Annotated in this window: 14 protein-coding genes, 5 tRNA genes and 1 other RNA gene; 8 read left to right on the top strand and 12 right to left on the bottom strand. The window is 53.3% G+C overall.

Going from position 1 to position 14,839, the window contains the following annotated elements; all coding sequences use genetic code 11:
- Position 1: 1 nt before the first annotated feature.
- The 3 genes from modB to HV107_RS17210 all read right to left on the bottom strand — a co-directional run bounded on the left by modB (position 2) and on the right by HV107_RS17210 (position 1,792).
- A complete protein-coding gene (gene modB / locus HV107_RS17220) occupies positions 2–691 on the bottom strand; it encodes a molybdate ABC transporter permease subunit (RefSeq protein WP_014069407.1) in 690 nt (229 codons plus the stop codon).
- Positions 691–1,464: a molybdate ABC transporter substrate-binding protein gene (modA, locus tag HV107_RS17215; protein WP_182060077.1), complete on the bottom strand. Its 774-nt coding sequence runs from the start codon at positions 1,462–1,464 to the stop codon at positions 691–693. The genes modB and modA overlap by 1 nt, the downstream gene beginning before the upstream one ends.
- 178 nt (positions 1,465–1,642) lie before the next feature.
- Positions 1,643–1,792, bottom strand: a complete 150-nt coding sequence (locus tag HV107_RS17210) for an AcrZ family multidrug efflux pump-associated protein (protein WP_182060076.1) — start codon at positions 1,790–1,792, stop codon at positions 1,643–1,645.
- Between the two features lie 127 nt (positions 1,793–1,919).
- On the opposite strand from HV107_RS17210, the gene modE reads away from it, so the two are divergent.
- The 7 genes from modE to gpmA all read left to right on the top strand — a co-directional run bounded on the left by modE (position 1,920) and on the right by gpmA (position 9,692).
- Positions 1,920–2,708, top strand: a complete 789-nt coding sequence (gene modE, locus HV107_RS17205; RefSeq protein WP_182060075.1) for a molybdenum-dependent transcriptional regulator — start codon at positions 1,920–1,922, stop codon at positions 2,706–2,708.
- 67 nt (positions 2,709–2,775) lie between these two features.
- On the top strand, positions 2,776–4,248 hold the full coding sequence (gene modF / locus HV107_RS17200) for a molybdate ABC transporter ATP-binding protein ModF (RefSeq protein ID WP_182060074.1): 1,473 nt from the start codon (positions 2,776–2,778) through the stop codon (positions 4,246–4,248).
- A 199-nt stretch (positions 4,249–4,447) separates the two neighbouring features.
- Positions 4,448–5,464 (top strand): UDP-glucose 4-epimerase GalE, encoded by a 1,017-nt coding sequence (gene galE, locus HV107_RS17195; RefSeq protein ID WP_182060073.1) that lies wholly within the window; start codon positions 4,448–4,450, stop codon positions 5,462–5,464.
- A gap of 9 nt (positions 5,465–5,473) precedes the next feature.
- A complete protein-coding gene (galT, locus tag HV107_RS17190; RefSeq protein WP_182060072.1) occupies positions 5,474–6,520 on the top strand; it encodes a galactose-1-phosphate uridylyltransferase in 1,047 nt (348 codons plus the stop codon).
- 5 nt (positions 6,521–6,525) lie between these two features.
- Complete coding sequence (gene galK, locus HV107_RS17185) at positions 6,526–7,674, top strand: galactokinase (protein WP_182060071.1); 1,149 nt, start codon at positions 6,526–6,528, stop codon at positions 7,672–7,674.
- Positions 7,668–8,711 (top strand): galactose-1-epimerase, encoded by a 1,044-nt coding sequence (gene galM / locus HV107_RS17180; protein ID WP_182060070.1) that lies wholly within the window; start codon positions 7,668–7,670, stop codon positions 8,709–8,711. The genes galK and galM overlap by 7 nt, the downstream gene beginning before the upstream one ends.
- A 228-nt stretch (positions 8,712–8,939) precedes the next feature.
- Complete coding sequence (gpmA, locus tag HV107_RS17175; protein WP_014069398.1) at positions 8,940–9,692, top strand: 2,3-diphosphoglycerate-dependent phosphoglycerate mutase; 753 nt, start codon at positions 8,940–8,942, stop codon at positions 9,690–9,692.
- A 61-nt stretch (positions 9,693–9,753) separates the two neighbouring features.
- Here the strand turns inward: gpmA and aroG are convergent, their stop codons facing one another.
- A complete protein-coding gene (aroG, locus tag HV107_RS17170) occupies positions 9,754–10,806 on the bottom strand; it encodes a 3-deoxy-7-phosphoheptulonate synthase AroG (protein ID WP_182060069.1) in 1,053 nt (350 codons plus the stop codon).
- A gap of 184 nt (positions 10,807–10,990) precedes the next feature.
- Between aroG and zitB the strand changes: the two genes are divergently transcribed.
- Complete coding sequence (gene zitB / locus HV107_RS17165; protein WP_182060068.1) at positions 10,991–11,923, top strand: CDF family zinc transporter ZitB; 933 nt, start codon at positions 10,991–10,993, stop codon at positions 11,921–11,923.
- Here zitB and pnuC read toward each other — a convergent pair.
- The 8 genes from pnuC to HV107_RS17125 form a co-directional block, all read right to left on the bottom strand.
- Entirely contained in the window at positions 11,920–12,639 is a 720-nt protein-coding gene (pnuC, locus tag HV107_RS17160; RefSeq protein WP_182060067.1) for a nicotinamide riboside transporter PnuC, read from the bottom strand. The two genes, zitB and pnuC, sit on opposite strands and share 4 nt — an antisense overlap.
- Positions 12,640–12,661: 22 nt before the next feature.
- Positions 12,662–13,705: a quinolinate synthase NadA gene (nadA, locus tag HV107_RS17155; RefSeq protein ID WP_182060066.1), complete on the bottom strand. Its 1,044-nt coding sequence runs from the start codon at positions 13,703–13,705 to the stop codon at positions 12,662–12,664.
- A 237-nt stretch (positions 13,706–13,942) separates the two neighbouring features.
- Positions 13,943–14,068, bottom strand: a non-coding RNA gene (locus HV107_RS17150) — RtT sRNA.
- A 29-nt stretch (positions 14,069–14,097) separates the two neighbouring features.
- A tRNA-Lys gene (locus tag HV107_RS17145) sits at positions 14,098–14,173 on the bottom strand.
- 31 nt (positions 14,174–14,204) lie between these two features.
- A tRNA-Lys gene (locus tag HV107_RS17140) sits at positions 14,205–14,280 on the bottom strand.
- A 42-nt stretch (positions 14,281–14,322) separates the two neighbouring features.
- Positions 14,323–14,398, bottom strand: a tRNA-Lys gene (locus HV107_RS17135).
- A 3-nt stretch (positions 14,399–14,401) separates the two neighbouring features.
- Positions 14,402–14,477, bottom strand: a tRNA-Val gene (locus tag HV107_RS17130).
- A 127-nt stretch (positions 14,478–14,604) separates the two neighbouring features.
- Positions 14,605–14,680 (bottom strand) — tRNA-Lys (locus tag HV107_RS17125).
- Positions 14,681–14,839 lie beyond the last annotated feature (159 nt).

Genomic DNA, 14,839 nt, shown 5'->3' with positions numbered 1-14,839 from the left:
GTTATTTCCCCATCCGTTCACGGCTGATACGCGCCAGCCATTCTGAAACCAGCAGTGAAACCAGCGCCAGAACAATAGAGATAATACAAAGTCTTGCCGCCGCGCTTTCACCGCCAGGCGTCTGAATAAGGGTATACATAGCCGATGGAATGGTGCGCGTTTCGCCCGGGATGTTTGACACAAAAGTTATGGTCGCCCCGAACTCGCCCAGTGAACGGGCAAAGGCCAGCACGGTACCGACGATAATGCCCGGCAGCGTGAGCGGTAAGGTAATGGTCAGAAACACGCGCCAGCGACCTGCGCCTAACGTACGTGCCGCCTGTTCAAGTTTGAGATCAACACCTTCCAGCGCCAGGCGAATTGCCCGCACCATCAGCGGGAAGGACATCACTGCCGCCGCCAGTACCGCCCCGCGCCAGCTAAACGCAAACGTCAGGCCAAACCAGTCATATAGCCTTTCGCCGATAAAACCGCGCCGCCCCATCGCAATCAGCAACAGGTAGCCCACCACAACCGGGGGTAAAACGAGAGGAAGATGAAGAATACTGTCGAGCAGGGCTTTGCCTGGAAACTTACAGCGAACCAGTAACCAGGCAAAGAAGATCCCAAAAGGCAAACTCAGCACAACGGCCAGGGAAGAGACTTTAAGGCTCAGCAGCACGGCCTGCCATTCAGGATCGGTCAATATCATTAGTGAGTCGTAAATCCGTAACGTTTAAAGATTGCAGACGCCTGCGGGCCCTTCAGGTAGTCGTAGAAGGCGCTGACTGTCGCATTTTTATGTCCATCAACCACAGCAACAGGATATTCCACTTTCTTGTGGGAATCTTCCGGGAACGTACCAACCACTTTTACACCTTTACTGACCACAGCATCAGAGCCGTAAACAATACCCAGCGGTGCTTCGTTGCGTTCCACCAGCGCCAGTGCGCCGCGCACGTCTTCCGCCGGTGCCAGTTTAGGGGATAACGTCTCCCACGCGCCCAGTTTTTGCAGGGCTTCTTTGGCATAAATACCCGCAGGTACGTGCTCAGGATCGCCCACCGCCAGACGGCCACCGTTCAGAAGGCGAGTCCAGTCGGTCTCTTTGTTGATGGCGATTTCAGCCTGCACGCTGGCCTTTGGTGCCACAACAACCAGGCTGTTACCCAGCAAAGTTGCACGGGTTGCCGTATCGATAGATTTTTTCTCTGCCGCGTAGTCCATCCATTTCTGGTCAGCAGAAATGAACAGATCGGCAGGTGCACCGGCTTCAATCTGGCGCGCCAGTGTAGAAGAGGATGCAAAAGAGGAGACAACCTCAACGTTCTTCTCTTTTTTGTATTCCGCCGCAATATCCTGCATCGCGTTAGTCAGAGACGCCGCTGCAAAGACCGTGATTTTACCTTCTTCAGCCAGTGCGTGACCTGCCAGAGAAAGTGTCAGTGTTGCCCCTGCAAAAAGGCGTAACCATGTACGTGCCATCTGTAGCTCCTGTGAGTTTCGTTATATACATATGAATATAACGACAACTGTCGGGATATCCTAGCGATAAATCGTACCGATTAATGAGTAAACTCACCCGATGTTGTGAATAATATCGGCGTGAAAGGAAGAAACTTGAGAGCAAAACGCCCGGGCTGACCGGGCGTTTTGTAGGGAATTAATGCTGCTTTTTAGGCTGGTCTTTATGACCGATGTTCGAAAACACGTTGAACACTTCACCCAGGCCGTAGATAGCACCGAGGATGAGAGCCATCACCACTGGTACCATGAACACGGCGAATACCAGACTTTTCAACAACTCTAACATGGTTTTCTCCAGACATTGTGAACGTCTTATTCTACCCTGAAAAGTGAGAAAAACATCCCCTTTTGTGCGGTGCGCTTTGCCCGCTGGGGCATTTGGGTCACAATACACTTTTTGCCAGGACATTGTTATGCAGGCCGAAATTCTCCTCACCCTACGACTTCAGCAGAAGCTTTTCGCCGATCCGCGACGTATCGCCCTGCTTAAACAAATAGAGCAAACTGGCTCAATTAGCCAGGGGGCAAAAAACGCGGGTATCAGCTACAAAAGCGCCTGGGATGCCATCAATGAGATGAACACCCTGAGTGAGCAGACACTGGTCGACAGAGCGACTGGCGGTAAGGGCGGTGGCGGAGCAGTACTGACCCGCTACGGTCAACGTCTGATCCAGCTTTACGATCTGCTGGCACAGATACAGCAAAAAGCTTTCGATGTTTTAAGTGACGACGACAACGTTCCGCTGGACAGCCTGTTGGCCGCCATTTCCCGTTTCTCGCTCCAGACCAGTGCCCGCAACCAGTGGTTTGGTACCGTAACGGCAAGAGACAACTCGCAGGTGCAGCAGCATATCGAGATCCTGCTGGCTGACGGCGCTACGCGTCTGAAAGCGGCCATCACCGCGCAAAGCGGAGAGCGTCTCGGGCTAGATGAAGGCAAAGAAGTTCTGGTGTTATTGAAAGCTCCCTGGGTCAGCATCACGCGCGACCCTGACCTGGCAAAACACGCCGATAACCAACTGCACGGCGCAATCAGCCACATTGAACGCGGCGAGGAGCAGTGTGAGGTGCTCATGACGTTACCGGATGGGCAAATTCTGTGTGCCACGGTGCCGGTCATCGACGCGGATGAGTTAGAGGAAGGTGCTGTCGTCACCGCATATTTCAACGCAGACCGGGTGATTATCGCCACATTATGCTAAGCGCATTGACAAGCGTGCCGTCTGTGCGTATCCCTGACGCTTATTGCTGCAAAAAATGGGATAAATCATGTCATCATTGCATATTTCGCAAGGCACGTTTCGTCTTAGCGATACCCGAACGCTGGCGCTTCCTGATTTAACGTTACGCGCAGGTGAAAGCTGGGCCTTTGTCGGCACAAACGGTAGCGGTAAATCCGCCCTGGCGCGCGCGCTGGCAGGCGAGCTAACTCAGCTTAAAGGTGAGCGTCAGTGCGGTTTTACACGCCTGACTCGCCTCTCGTTTGAGCAACTGCAAAAGCTGGTCAGCGATGAGTGGCAACGTAACAACACCGACTTACTCAGCCCAGGTGAAGAAGATACCGGTCGCACCACGGCAGAGATAATCCAGGATGAAATAAAAGACAGCGCACGCTGTCAGCATCTGGCCGAACAATTCGGTATCACCGCCCTCCTGGACAGACGTTTTAAATATCTTTCAACCGGCGAGACGCGAAAAACGCTGCTGTGTCAGGCGCTGATGAGCGAGCCTGAACTGCTGATCCTGGATGAACCCTTCGACGGGCTGGATGTGCAATCCCGTGCCCAGCTGGCAGCCCTGCTGGAAAAGCTCAATCAGCAAGGTTACACCCTGGTTCTGGTGCTTAACCGCTTTGATGAAATCCCGGATTTTGTGCAGCATGCTGGTGTCTTAGCCGACTGTAGCCTGATCGAAACCGGTGAAAAAGTCGCATTACTGGAGCAGGCACTGATTGCGCAGCTGGCGCACAGTGAAAAGCTGGACGGCATTTCGCTTCCGGAGCCCGACGCCCCTTCTGCCCGCCACGGCTTAGATCCCCACCAGCCGCGCATTGTGTTACATAACGGTGTGGTTTCTTATAACGATCGCCCTATCCTTAACCAGCTGAGCTGGACGGTAAACCCAGGCGATCACTGGCAGATTACTGGCCCTAACGGAGCGGGGAAATCGACGCTGCTGAGCCTGATAACCGGCGATCATCCGCAGGGTTACAGTAACGATCTCACCCTGTTTGGCCGTCGTCGCGGAAGCGGCGAAACCATCTGGGACATCAAAAAGCATATTGGCTACGTTAGTAGTAGTTTGCATCTGGACTACCGTGTCAGTACCACGGTGCGTAACGTCATTTTGTCGGGGTTCTTCGATTCCATCGGCATTTATCAGGCGGTTTCGGACAAACAGCACAAGCTGGCGCAACAGTGGCTGGATATTCTGGGTATGGATAACCGGGTCGCTGACGCGCCGTTTCATAGCCTGTCGTGGGGGCAGCAGCGGCTGGCGCTTATCGTCCGTGCGCTGGTGAAACACCCAACTTTGTTGATTCTCGACGAACCGCTCCAGGGGCTTGATCCGCTCAATCGCCAGTTGATTAGACGCTTTGTGGATGTACTGATCGGGGAAGGTGAAACCCAGCTGTTGTTTGTTTCACATCACGCCGAAGATGCCCCTTCCTGCATTACCCACCGCCTGGAATTCATCCCGGATGGTGAGTGCTATCGCTATCTCCTGAGCAAAATCGATTAATCAAAGGGGGCTCTGCCCCCGCTTTTCAGATTACCTGCAACATTACAACGTTATCTCTTTGATCTAGAATGCTACCGTCCATTCAAAATTAAGGTGCGATGATTAGTGTAAACGATTCCACTATTTTATCCCATGTCACACTTTTCGTGTCTCTGTTATGCTATGGTTAATTCATACCATAAGCCCAATGGAGCGAAATATGCGAGTTCTGGTAACAGGTGGTAGCGGTTACATCGGTAGTCATACCTGCGTGCAGCTGCTGCAAAACGGTCATGATGTCATCATCCTCGACAACCTGTGCAATAGTAAGCGCAGTGTGCTGCCTGTGATTGAACGTCTTGGCGGCAAACAACCTACCTTCGTCGAAGGCGATATTCGCAACGAAGCGTTGATGACTGAAATCCTTCACGACCACGCCATTGAAACCGTGATTCACTTCGCGGGTCTGAAAGCAGTTGGCGAATCGGTCGCAAAACCGCTTGAGTATTACGACAACAACGTCAACGGTACGCTGTGCTTAATTTCAGCCATGCGCGCGGCAAACGTTAAAAACTTTATCTTCAGCTCGTCAGCTACCGTATATGGCGATCAGCCAAAAATCCCTTATGCCGAAAGCTTCCCTACCGGTACGCCGCAAAGCCCGTATGGCAAAAGCAAGCTGATGGTGGAACAGATCCTGACCGACCTGCAAAAAGCACAGCCTGACTGGAGCATCGCCCTGCTGCGTTACTTCAACCCGGTTGGCGCGCATCCATCAGGCGATATGGGTGAAGACCCACAGGGCATTCCAAATAACCTGATGCCGTATATCGCGCAGGTGGCCGTTGGCCGTCGCGATTCACTGGCGATTTTTGGTAACGATTATCCAACCGAAGATGGCACCGGCGTGCGTGACTATATTCATGTCATGGACCTGGCCGATGGTCACGTTGCGGCGATGCAGCAGTTGGCAGACAAACCGGGTGTGCATATTTACAACCTTGGCGCGGGTGTCGGAAGCAGCGTGCTGGATGTGGTTAATGCCTTCAGCAAAGCGTGTGGCAAACCGGTGAATTATCACTTCGCCCCCCGCCGCGATGGCGACCTTCCGGCTTACTGGGCTGACGCAACCAAAGCCGATAAAGAGCTTAACTGGCGTGTAACGCGCACGCTCGATGAAATGGCACAGGATACCTGGCACTGGCAGTCACGCCATCCGCAGGGCTATCCGAATTAAGGATTTGTCATGACGCAATTCAATCCCGTCGATCACCCACATCGTCGTTTTAACCCGCTCAGCGGGCAATGGATTTTGGTTTCACCGCATCGCGCTAAGCGCCCCTGGCAGGGGGCGCAAGAAACGCCTGCAAAACAGACGCTGCCTCAGCATGATCCAGACTGTTTTCTGTGTCCGGGCAACACACGCGTCACGGGCGATACCAACCCGGAATACAAGGGCACATACGTTTTCACCAACGATTTTGCGGCCCTGATGACCGACACCCCGGATGCCCCGGAAAGCCAGGATCCGTTGATGCGTTGCGAAAGCGCACGTGGCACCAGCCGCGTGATCTGCTTCTCGCCCGATCACAGCAAAACGCTGCCGGAACTGAGCATCGAGGCCCTGAAAGAGGTGGTGAGCACCTGGCAGACACAGACCGCAGAGTTAGGCCAAACCTATCCCTGGGTGCAGGTGTTTGAAAACAAAGGTGCGGCGATGGGCTGCTCTAACCCGCACCCGCACGGCCAGATTTGGGCAAACAGCTTCCTGCCAAATGAAGCCGAACGCGAAGACCGTCTGCAAAGAGCGTATTACGCGCAGAATGGCTCGCCAATGCTGGTGGATTACACCCAACGCGAGCTGGCAGATGGCAGCCGTACCGTAGTCGAAACCGAGCACTGGCTGGCCGTTGTACCCTACTGGGCTGCCTGGCCGTTTGAAACGCTGCTGCTGCCAAAAGTACATGTGCAACGCATTACTGACCTCAGCGATGCGCAGCGCGATGACCTGGCGCTGGCGCTGAAAAGACTGACCAGCCGCTACGACAACCTGTTCCAGTGTTCCTTCCCTTACTCGATGGGCTGGCACGGCGCGCCGTTTAACGGTGAAGAAAACCAACACTGGCAGTTACATGCCCATTTCTATCCGCCGCTGCTGCGTTCCGCGACGGTACGTAAATTTATGGTGGGCTACGAAATGCTGGCAGAAACCCAGCGTGACCTGACGGCAGAACAGGCAGCAGAACGTCTGCGTGCCGTTAGCGACGTCCACTATCGCGAATCAGGAGTCTAAAAAAAATGAGTCTGAAAGATAAAACACAATCCCTGTTTGCTGAAGCATTTGGCTACCCTGCCACCCACGTTATTCAGGCGCCTGGCCGCGTTAACCTGATTGGCGAACACACAGATTATAACGACGGTTTCGTGCTGCCCTGCGCCATTGATTACCAGACGGTGATCAGTTGCGCTAAACGTGATGACCGCAAGGTTCGCGTGGTAGCGGCAGATTATGACAACCAGACCGACGAATTCTCTCTTGATGCCCCGATTATTGCGCACGATACCCAGCAATGGTCGAACTACGTGCGCGGCGTTGTTAAGCATCTGCAAAAGCGCAATAAAAACTTCGGCGGCGCCGATCTGGTGATCAGCGGTAACGTTCCGCAGGGTGCCGGGCTGAGCTCGTCGGCTTCGCTGGAAGTGGCGGTAGGTACTGTGTTCCAGCAGCTTTACCATCTGCCGCTGGACGGCGCACAAATCGCGCTGAATGGCCAGGAAGCAGAAAACCAGTTCGTTGGCTGCAACTGCGGCATTATGGACCAGCTGATTTCTGCCCTCGGCAAGAAAGAACACGCGCTGCTGATTGACTGTCGCTCGCTGGGAAGCAAAGCGGTTCCGCTGCCAAAGGGCGCGGCGGTCGTTATCATCAACAGTAACTTCAAGCGTACCCTGGTAGGCAGCGAGTACAACACCCGTCGTGAGCAGTGTGAAACCGGCGCGCGTTTCTTCCAGCAGACTGCCCTGCGCGACGTTTCAATCAATGAATTCAACAAAGTTGCCCATGAGCTTGATCCGGTGGTGGCTAAACGCGTTCGCCACGTACTGACGGAAAACGCCCGTACGGTTGAAGCCGCTTCAGCGCTGGCAAAAGGCGATTTGAAACGCATGGGTGAGTTGATGGCCGAATCTCATGCCTCTATGCGCGATGATTTCGAAATCACCGTGCCGCAAATTGACACGCTGGTTGAGATTGTTAAAGCCACCATCGGTGATAAAGGCGGCGTGCGCATGACTGGCGGCGGTTTTGGCGGCTGCATCGTGGCGCTGATTCCTGAAGAGCTGGTTCCGGCCGTTCAGGATGCAGTAGCGAAACAATACGAAGCCAAAACCGGCATCAAAGAAACCTTCTATGTGTGTAAAGCAACGCAAGGAGCGGGACAGTGCTAAACGAAACGCCAACCCTCGCACCGGATGGTCTGCCGTATCGCCTGTTAACCCTGCGCAACAGCGCAGGGATGGTGGTTACGCTGATGGACTGGGGCGCAACATTACTCTCCGCACGTGTGCCTATGCCTGATGGCAGCGTGCGTGAAACCCTGCTCGGCTGCGCATCGCCGGAACAATACATCACTCAGGCGGCCTATCTCGGCGCATCCGTGGGCCGTTACGCCAACCGCATCGCCAAAAGCCGTTTTGAACTGGATGGCGTGAGCTATCCGCTGCTGTCAAGCCAGGGCGAAAACCAGCTGCACGGTGGGCCGGAAGGATTTGATAAACGCCGCTGGCAGATTGTTCGGCAGAATGATGGCGAAGTGCTGTTCTCGCTGGACTCCCCCGATGGCGATCAGGGCTTCCCGGGTAATCTCGCCGCCACGGCACGTTTTACCCTGACGGAAGATAACCGTATTGCGATTGAGTACCGCGCAACGACCGATAAAGCCTGCCCGGTCAATATGACTAATCACGCGTATTTCAATCTCGACGGTAACCAGTGCGATGTTCGCCAGCATAAGCTTCAGCTGCTGGCGGATGACTATTTGCCGGTCGATGAGATGGGTATCCCGCATCAGGGCCTGAAATCGGTGAGCGGCACCAGCTTTGATTTCCGCGCGACAAAATCTGTCGCCCAGGATTTCCTGAGCGATGACGATCAGCGCAAAGTGAAAGGTTACGATCACGCTTTCCTGTTACAGGCAAAAGGCGACGTGAAGCAGCCTGCAGCCCACGTCTGGTCAGCGGATGAAAAGTTGCAGATGACGGTCTACACCACGGCCCCTGCCCTGCAATTTTATTCGGGCAACTACCTCGGCGGCACGCCAGCCCGCACACATAACGAGTACAGCGACTGGCAGGGTCTGGCGCTGGAAAGCGAGTTCCTCCCGGACAGCCCTAACCATACAGAATGGCCGCAGCCAGACTGCGTGCTGCGCCCGGGTGAAGAGTACGTTAGCGTAACGGAATATCATTTTATCCCTCACGCATAACACCAGGTGTCATCCGGCAGTATAAAAGCAGAGCCCTCGCCATGAGGGCTTTTTTTGCCCATCTTGCTGAAAATAGCGCCACTCATAGACAAAATCATAACCCTGGATTCACAAGCATCTTACACTGAGAGACTATTTTCGCTATGGTTATGGTTAAGCGTTGCCGCTGGCATGGTCACGGCAATATAATGAGAATTGTTATCATTCAAAATGCTTGAGGAGTAAGAGATGGCTATTACTAAGCTGGTTCTGGTGCGCCACGGCGAAAGCCAGTGGAACAACGAAAACCGCTTTACCGGTTGGTACGATGTTGACCTGTCCGAAAAAGGCGTAAGCGAAGCGAAAGCGGCGGGTAAACTGCTGAAGGAAGAAGGCTTCAGCTTTGATTTTGCTTACACCTCTGTGCTGAAACGTGCCATCCACACTCTGTGGAACGTCCTGGACGAGCTGGATCAGGCATGGCTGCCAGTTGAGAAATCCTGGAAACTGAACGAGCGTCACTACGGTGCCCTGCAAGGCCTGAACAAAGCTGAAACCGCTGAGAAATACGGTGACGAGCAAGTTAAACAGTGGCGTCGTGGCTTCGCGGTAACTCCACCAGAGCTGACCAAAGATGACGAGCGTTACCCGGGCCACGATCCGCGCTACGCAAAACTGACCGATGCTGAACTGCCACAGACCGAAAGCCTGGCGCTGACCATCGACCGCGTTGTGCCTTACTGGAACGAAACCATTCTCCCACGCCTGAAAAGCGGTGAGCGCGTTATCATCGCAGCTCACGGTAACTCCCTGCGCGCGCTGGTGAAATTCCTGGATAACATGGGTGAAGACGAGATCCTCGAACTGAACATCCCAACTGGCGTGCCGCTGGTGTACGAGTTCGACGAAAACTTCAAACCAATCAAACACTACTATCTGGGCAACGCTGATGAAATCGCTGCAAAAGCGGCGGCAGTAGCGAACCAGGGTAAAGCGAAGTAATTTTCGCCAGACATAAAAAAAGCGTGGAGCAATCCACGCTTTTTTATTGCCAAAATTCGTATCAGCCGCGGCGTGCTTTTACCGCTTCCGCCAGCTGACGCAGAATCGTGTCAGTATCTTCCCAGCCAATGCAGGCATCCGTCACGCTCTTGCCATAAACCAGCGGCTCGCTGCCTTCCAGGTTCTGGTTGCCTTCCACCAGGTGGCTTTCGATCATCACACCGATAACAGCGGTTTCGCCGCCCGCAATCTGCTGACAAACGTCCGTGCCCACGTCCATCTGCTTTTGGAATTGCTTGCTGGAGTTAGCGTGGCTGAAGTCGATCATCACCTGTGGTGCCAGTCCTGCTTTCTCAAGACCGGTTTTCACTTCCGCCACATGTTTTGCGCTGTAGTTAGGCTCTTTACCGCCGCGCAGGATGATGTGGCAGTCACCGTTACCGCTGGTGTTCACGATGGCAGAGTGACCCCATTTGGTCACTGACAGGAAGCAATGCGGCGCGCCTGCAGCATTGATCGCGTCAATGGCCACTTTGATGGTGCCGTCAGTCCCATTCTTAAAACCAACCGGGCAAGAAAGGCCGGACGCCAGTTCACGGTGTACCTGAGATTCAGTGGTACGTGCACCGATGGCGCCCCAGCTCATGAGGTCGGCGAGATACTGTGGGGTGATCATGTCCAGGAATTCGCCGGCAGCTGGCAGACCGCTGTCGTTGATTTCCAGCAGCAGCTTACGCGCGATGCGCAGGCCGTCATTGATCTGGAAACTGTTATCCATGTGTGGATCGTTAATCAGCCCCTTCCAGCCCACGGTAGTGCGCGGTTTTTCAAAATAAACGCGCATCACGATTTCCAGCTCACCTTTCAGCTCATCACGCAGTTTAATCAAGCGGGAAGCGTACTCTTTGGCCGCCGCAGGATCGTGAATGGAGCATGGGCCAATCACCACCAGAAGACGATCGTCATTACCTTTCAGGATCTTATGGATCGCTTTGCGGGCATGGGAAACCGTGTTTGCAGCGTTTTCTGTGGCGGGGAATTTTTCAAGGAGTGCTACTGGAGGTAATAACTCATTGATCTCTTTAATGCGTAAATCGTCATTCTGATAATTCATTTTCTATTCAGCTCTGCCATAACTCTAGTATTGAATGCAATGCTTTCAATCTAACTTGCCCGCCGCTTAGTGTAAACCACCTTTTACACTCTCTCCGGGGTTTGCAGAGACAGGCCAAAAAACACGTTTGTGTAACACATTAAAAACTCTACACTTAACCTAAAAATGAACCAGGAAAATAGATATGGCACACTCCCATTCACACGCTTGGGCCGATGACAACGCCAAACGGCTGGCGCTGGCTTTCGGGGTTACTGCAACCTTTATGGTCATCGAGGTCATCGGTGGGGTGGTTTCAGGCTCTCTGGCGCTGCTGGCAGACGCCGGGCATATGCTTACCGACGCCGCCGCCCTGCTGTTTGCACTGCTGGCGGTACAGTTTGCACGCCGGCGGCCAAATGCCCGTCATACGTTTGGCTGGCTCAGACTCACGACCCTTGCAGCCTTTGTTAACGCCATTGCACTGGTTGTTATTACCATTCTTATCGTCTGGGAGGCGTTCCAGCGTTTCAGACACCCGCAGCCTGTAGCCGGTGCAACCATGATGGTTATTGCCATTGCCGGGCTCCTTGCCAATATCCTGGCATTCTGGATCTTGCATCGCGGTAGCGGCGAAAAGAATATGAACGTGCGGGCTGCGGCCCTTCATGTGCTGGGGGATTTGCTCGGTTCGGTAGGGGCTGTTGTGGCTGCGCTGGTTATCCTCTATACAGGCTGGACGCCTATTGACCCGATCCTGTCGGTGCTGGTTTCGTGCCTTGTTTTGCGCAGCGCCTGGCGGCTTTTGAAGGAGAGCGTCAATGAGTTACTGGAGGGAGCTCCCACTTCGCTGGACATCCCGGCTCTCAAGCGCAACCTGTGCCGCTCGATCCCTGAGGTGCGAAACGTGCATCATGTTCATGTCTGGCTGGTCGGTGAAAAACCAATTATGACGCTGCACGTCCAGGTGATACCACCTCACGATCATGATGCGCTACTTGAACGCATTCAGCATTTCCTGGAACACCACTACGAGATTGCTCACGCAACCATTCAGATGGAATATCAGCCCTGTAATGGCCCGGACTGCCATCTTAACGAGATGCAGTCCGGTCATTCACATCATCACCAGCATTAACTGGATAGCGCGTGTGAGCCACGTTCACGCGCGCTGTTTATCCACATGCGGCTACCGTTCAGCGCAATGAAGGTCAACAGCAGATATTCCAGCGACATAGCGTAAACACCTTGCAGGGCAAAAATCACCACGCTAATGACGTTAATGATGACCCACAGCAGCCAGTTTTCGACGTACTTGCGGGTCATGAGGATCATTGCCGCAATCGACAGCACCATCATGCAGGAATCCCAGAACGGGAAGGCATCAGGCTGGAGCTCTGGCAGGGTGACATTCAACCCAAGCGCAGACATTATTGACACCGCAATGCGCGTCAGGAAGGCGAACACCGGGTTGATAAACACAGTCATAAAGCCGATGGCGACAACGCAGGCCGCAAACCAGGCGATTGCCTTGGGCAGCGGCAACCAGCGGATTTGGAGTTCTGCTTCCTGCTGGCTGTTCTGACGCGACCAGGCATACCAGCCATAAATATTCGCGGCAAAGAAGAACAGCTGTAATAGCAGGCTGGCATAGAGTTGGATCTGGAAGAAAATAATCGCAAACAACGTGACGTTGATAAGCCCAAACGCGTAGTTGCTGATCTTCTCCAGACTGGCCAGCCAGATGCAAAGCAGGCCAGCCAGAGTGCCTATAGCTTCAATCCATGACAGGTCGTAGCCACCCGCACCAATCGGTATATGAACCAGAATGTTTTGCGTGCTAAAAAAATCCATCTTTTCCCCTGGGCGTTTTGAATTAAGTACGTAGTGTAGCCGCAAAATCCAGCATTCGGTTAAGCGGAATTAACGCGCCTTCACGCAACGCAGCATCAACATGAACTTCATGGGCTACACCTCCAGTTTCTAACCCTTCCGCAATGGCTTTCAGGCCGTTCATGGCCATCCACGGACAATGGGCACAGCTACGGCATGTTGCGCCCTCTCCTGCGGTCGGTGCTTCCAGCAGCTCTTTTTCCGGCACGACCTGTTGCATCTTATAGAAGATGCCGCGATCGGTGGCCACAATAAGCTGCTTGTGCGGCAGCGTTTTCGCAGCATTAATCAGCTGACTGGTTGACCCAACGGCATCTGCCATATCAACAATCGACTGTGGTGATTCCGGGTGAACGAGAATAGCCGCCTGTGGGTATAACCCTTTCATACGTGCCAGCGCTTGCGTTTTGAATTCATCATGCACAATACATGCCCCCTGCCAGCAGAGAACATCAGCACCGGTTTGCTTTTGAACATAGTTCCCAAGATGACGATCGGGTGCCCAGATAATTTTTTCACCCAGGCTATCGAGATGTTCAATCAACTCTACCGCAATGCTGGAGGTCACGACCCAGTCTGCACGTGCTTTGACCGCGGCAGAGGTATTGGCGTAGACCACGACAGTACGGTCAGGATGCGCATCGCAGAACGCGGAGAATTCCTCGATAGGGCAACCGAGATCGAGTGAACATTCGGCGTTCAACGTCGGCATCAGGATAGTTTTTTCCGGGCTTAAGATCTTTGCCGTTTCCCCCATAAAACGCACGCCCGCTACCAGTAACGTGGAAGCCGGATGTTTTGCGCCGAAACGCGCCATCTCCAGGGAATCGGAGATACAACCGCCGGTCTCTTCCGCCAGTTGCTGAATTTCAGGGTCGGTGTAGTAATGCGCCACCATCACAGCATCGCGCTCTTTGAGAAGTCGCTTGATTTTCTCACGGTAAAACTGTTTTTCATCCAGGGTTAGCGGGACGGGTTTTGGCGGGAAAGGATAGATCGCGGCTTCTGGATCGAACATCACACTCATTTTGGCTTCTCGTTTTACTGGCTTAACAATATTGCCTTTCTTTTGCATGACATAGCAAAACGGGTGGCAATTGTGTTTTGTATACTAAACAAGATAGCGAATTTGAGCTTAAAAGTCACCGGAATTAGGTGCGCGCAGCATTTGTCGGGTGGCGGCTTTGCCTAACCCGACCCACAAGGTCGAAACATATCGGAATAACAGATAGCAAAAAAGCGCCTTTAGGGCGCTTTTTTACATTGGTGGGTCGTGCAGGATGACTCGCTTCGCTCGCCCTTCGGGTCGTCGCCGTAAACGGCTCCGCTGCCTCACGTTGTTCGGCTCGAACCTGCGGCAGGTTCGAATCGTTCAAATCGCAGATAGCAAAAAAGCGCCTTTAGGGCGCTTTTTTACATTGGTGGGTCGTGCAGGATTCGAACCTGCGACCAATTGATTAAAAGTCAACTGCTCTACCAACTGAGCTAACGACCCCTTGCGGGATGTACTTCAAATTTATTCAGGCTGGTGGGTCGTGCAGGATTCGAACCTGCGACCAATTGATTAAAAGTCAACTGCTCTACCAACTGAGCTAACGACCCATCTGGGTATTGCCTGAATTATCACTCGGAACCAATAAGAATTGGTGGGTCGTGCAGGATTCGAACCTGCGACCAATTGATTAAAAGTCAACTGCTCTACCAACTGAGCTAACGACCCGAGTGGTGGGTGATGACGGGCTCGAACCGCCGACCCCCTCCGTGTAAAGGAGATGCTCTACCAACTGAGCTAATCACCCACTCTGTATTACCGGTACTGCTTTAATTGGTGGGTCGTGCAGGATGACTCGGCTTTGCCTCGCCCTACTGGCCGTTGCTTACGCAACGTTATCCTTCACGCTGAATTACTACTATCCACCAGATTAGTGGTGGGTCGTGCAGGATTCGAACCTGCGACCAATTGATTAAAAGTCAACTGCTCTACCAACTGAGCTAACGACCCACTTTTGCGCTGCTTTCACGTTGTTTGATATCCCGTGGCAACGGCGGCATATATTACTGATTTAAGAATTCTGCGCAACAAAAATTTCGATGAAGATCACTTAACTGCTTAGTAATCATGCTGCACGACCAGAAATAAGGCGATTTCTGGTCATGCGGT

This window comes from Enterobacter sp. RHBSTW-00175 (assembly GCF_013927005.1).
Classification (GTDB): Bacteria; Pseudomonadota; Gammaproteobacteria; order Enterobacterales; family Enterobacteriaceae; genus Enterobacter.
The sequence above is the reverse complement of the archived record's forward strand: the minus strand, read 5'-3'. Positions and strand labels throughout refer to the sequence as shown.

What these genes read in the sequence shown, in the direction of transcription:
- modB (WP_014069407.1), bottom strand. Translation starts at nt 691, where the DNA reads ATGATATTGACCGATCCTGAATGGCAGGCCGTGCTGCTGAGCCTTAAA.
- modA (WP_182060077.1), bottom strand. Translation starts at nt 1,464, where the DNA reads ATGGCACGTACATGGTTACGCCTTTTTGCAGGGGCAACACTGACACTT.
- HV107_RS17210 (WP_182060076.1), bottom strand. Translation starts at nt 1,792, where the DNA reads ATGTTAGAGTTGTTGAAAAGTCTGGTATTCGCCGTGTTCATGGTACCA.
- modE (WP_182060075.1), top strand. Translation starts at nt 1,920, where the DNA reads ATGCAGGCCGAAATTCTCCTCACCCTACGACTTCAGCAGAAGCTTTTC.
- modF (WP_182060074.1), top strand. Translation starts at nt 2,776, where the DNA reads ATGTCATCATTGCATATTTCGCAAGGCACGTTTCGTCTTAGCGATACC.
- galE (WP_182060073.1), top strand. Translation starts at nt 4,448, where the DNA reads ATGCGAGTTCTGGTAACAGGTGGTAGCGGTTACATCGGTAGTCATACC.
- galT (WP_182060072.1), top strand. Translation starts at nt 5,474, where the DNA reads ATGACGCAATTCAATCCCGTCGATCACCCACATCGTCGTTTTAACCCG.
- galK (WP_182060071.1), top strand. Translation starts at nt 6,526, where the DNA reads ATGAGTCTGAAAGATAAAACACAATCCCTGTTTGCTGAAGCATTTGGC.
- gpmA (WP_014069398.1), top strand. Translation starts at nt 8,940, where the DNA reads ATGGCTATTACTAAGCTGGTTCTGGTGCGCCACGGCGAAAGCCAGTGG.
- aroG (WP_182060069.1), bottom strand. Translation starts at nt 10,806, where the DNA reads ATGAATTATCAGAATGACGATTTACGCATTAAAGAGATCAATGAGTTA.
- zitB (WP_182060068.1), top strand. Translation starts at nt 10,991, where the DNA reads ATGGCACACTCCCATTCACACGCTTGGGCCGATGACAACGCCAAACGG.
- pnuC (WP_182060067.1), bottom strand. Translation starts at nt 12,639, where the DNA reads ATGGATTTTTTTAGCACGCAAAACATTCTGGTTCATATACCGATTGGT.
- nadA (WP_182060066.1), bottom strand. Translation starts at nt 13,705, where the DNA reads ATGAGTGTGATGTTCGATCCAGAAGCCGCGATCTATCCTTTCCCGCCA.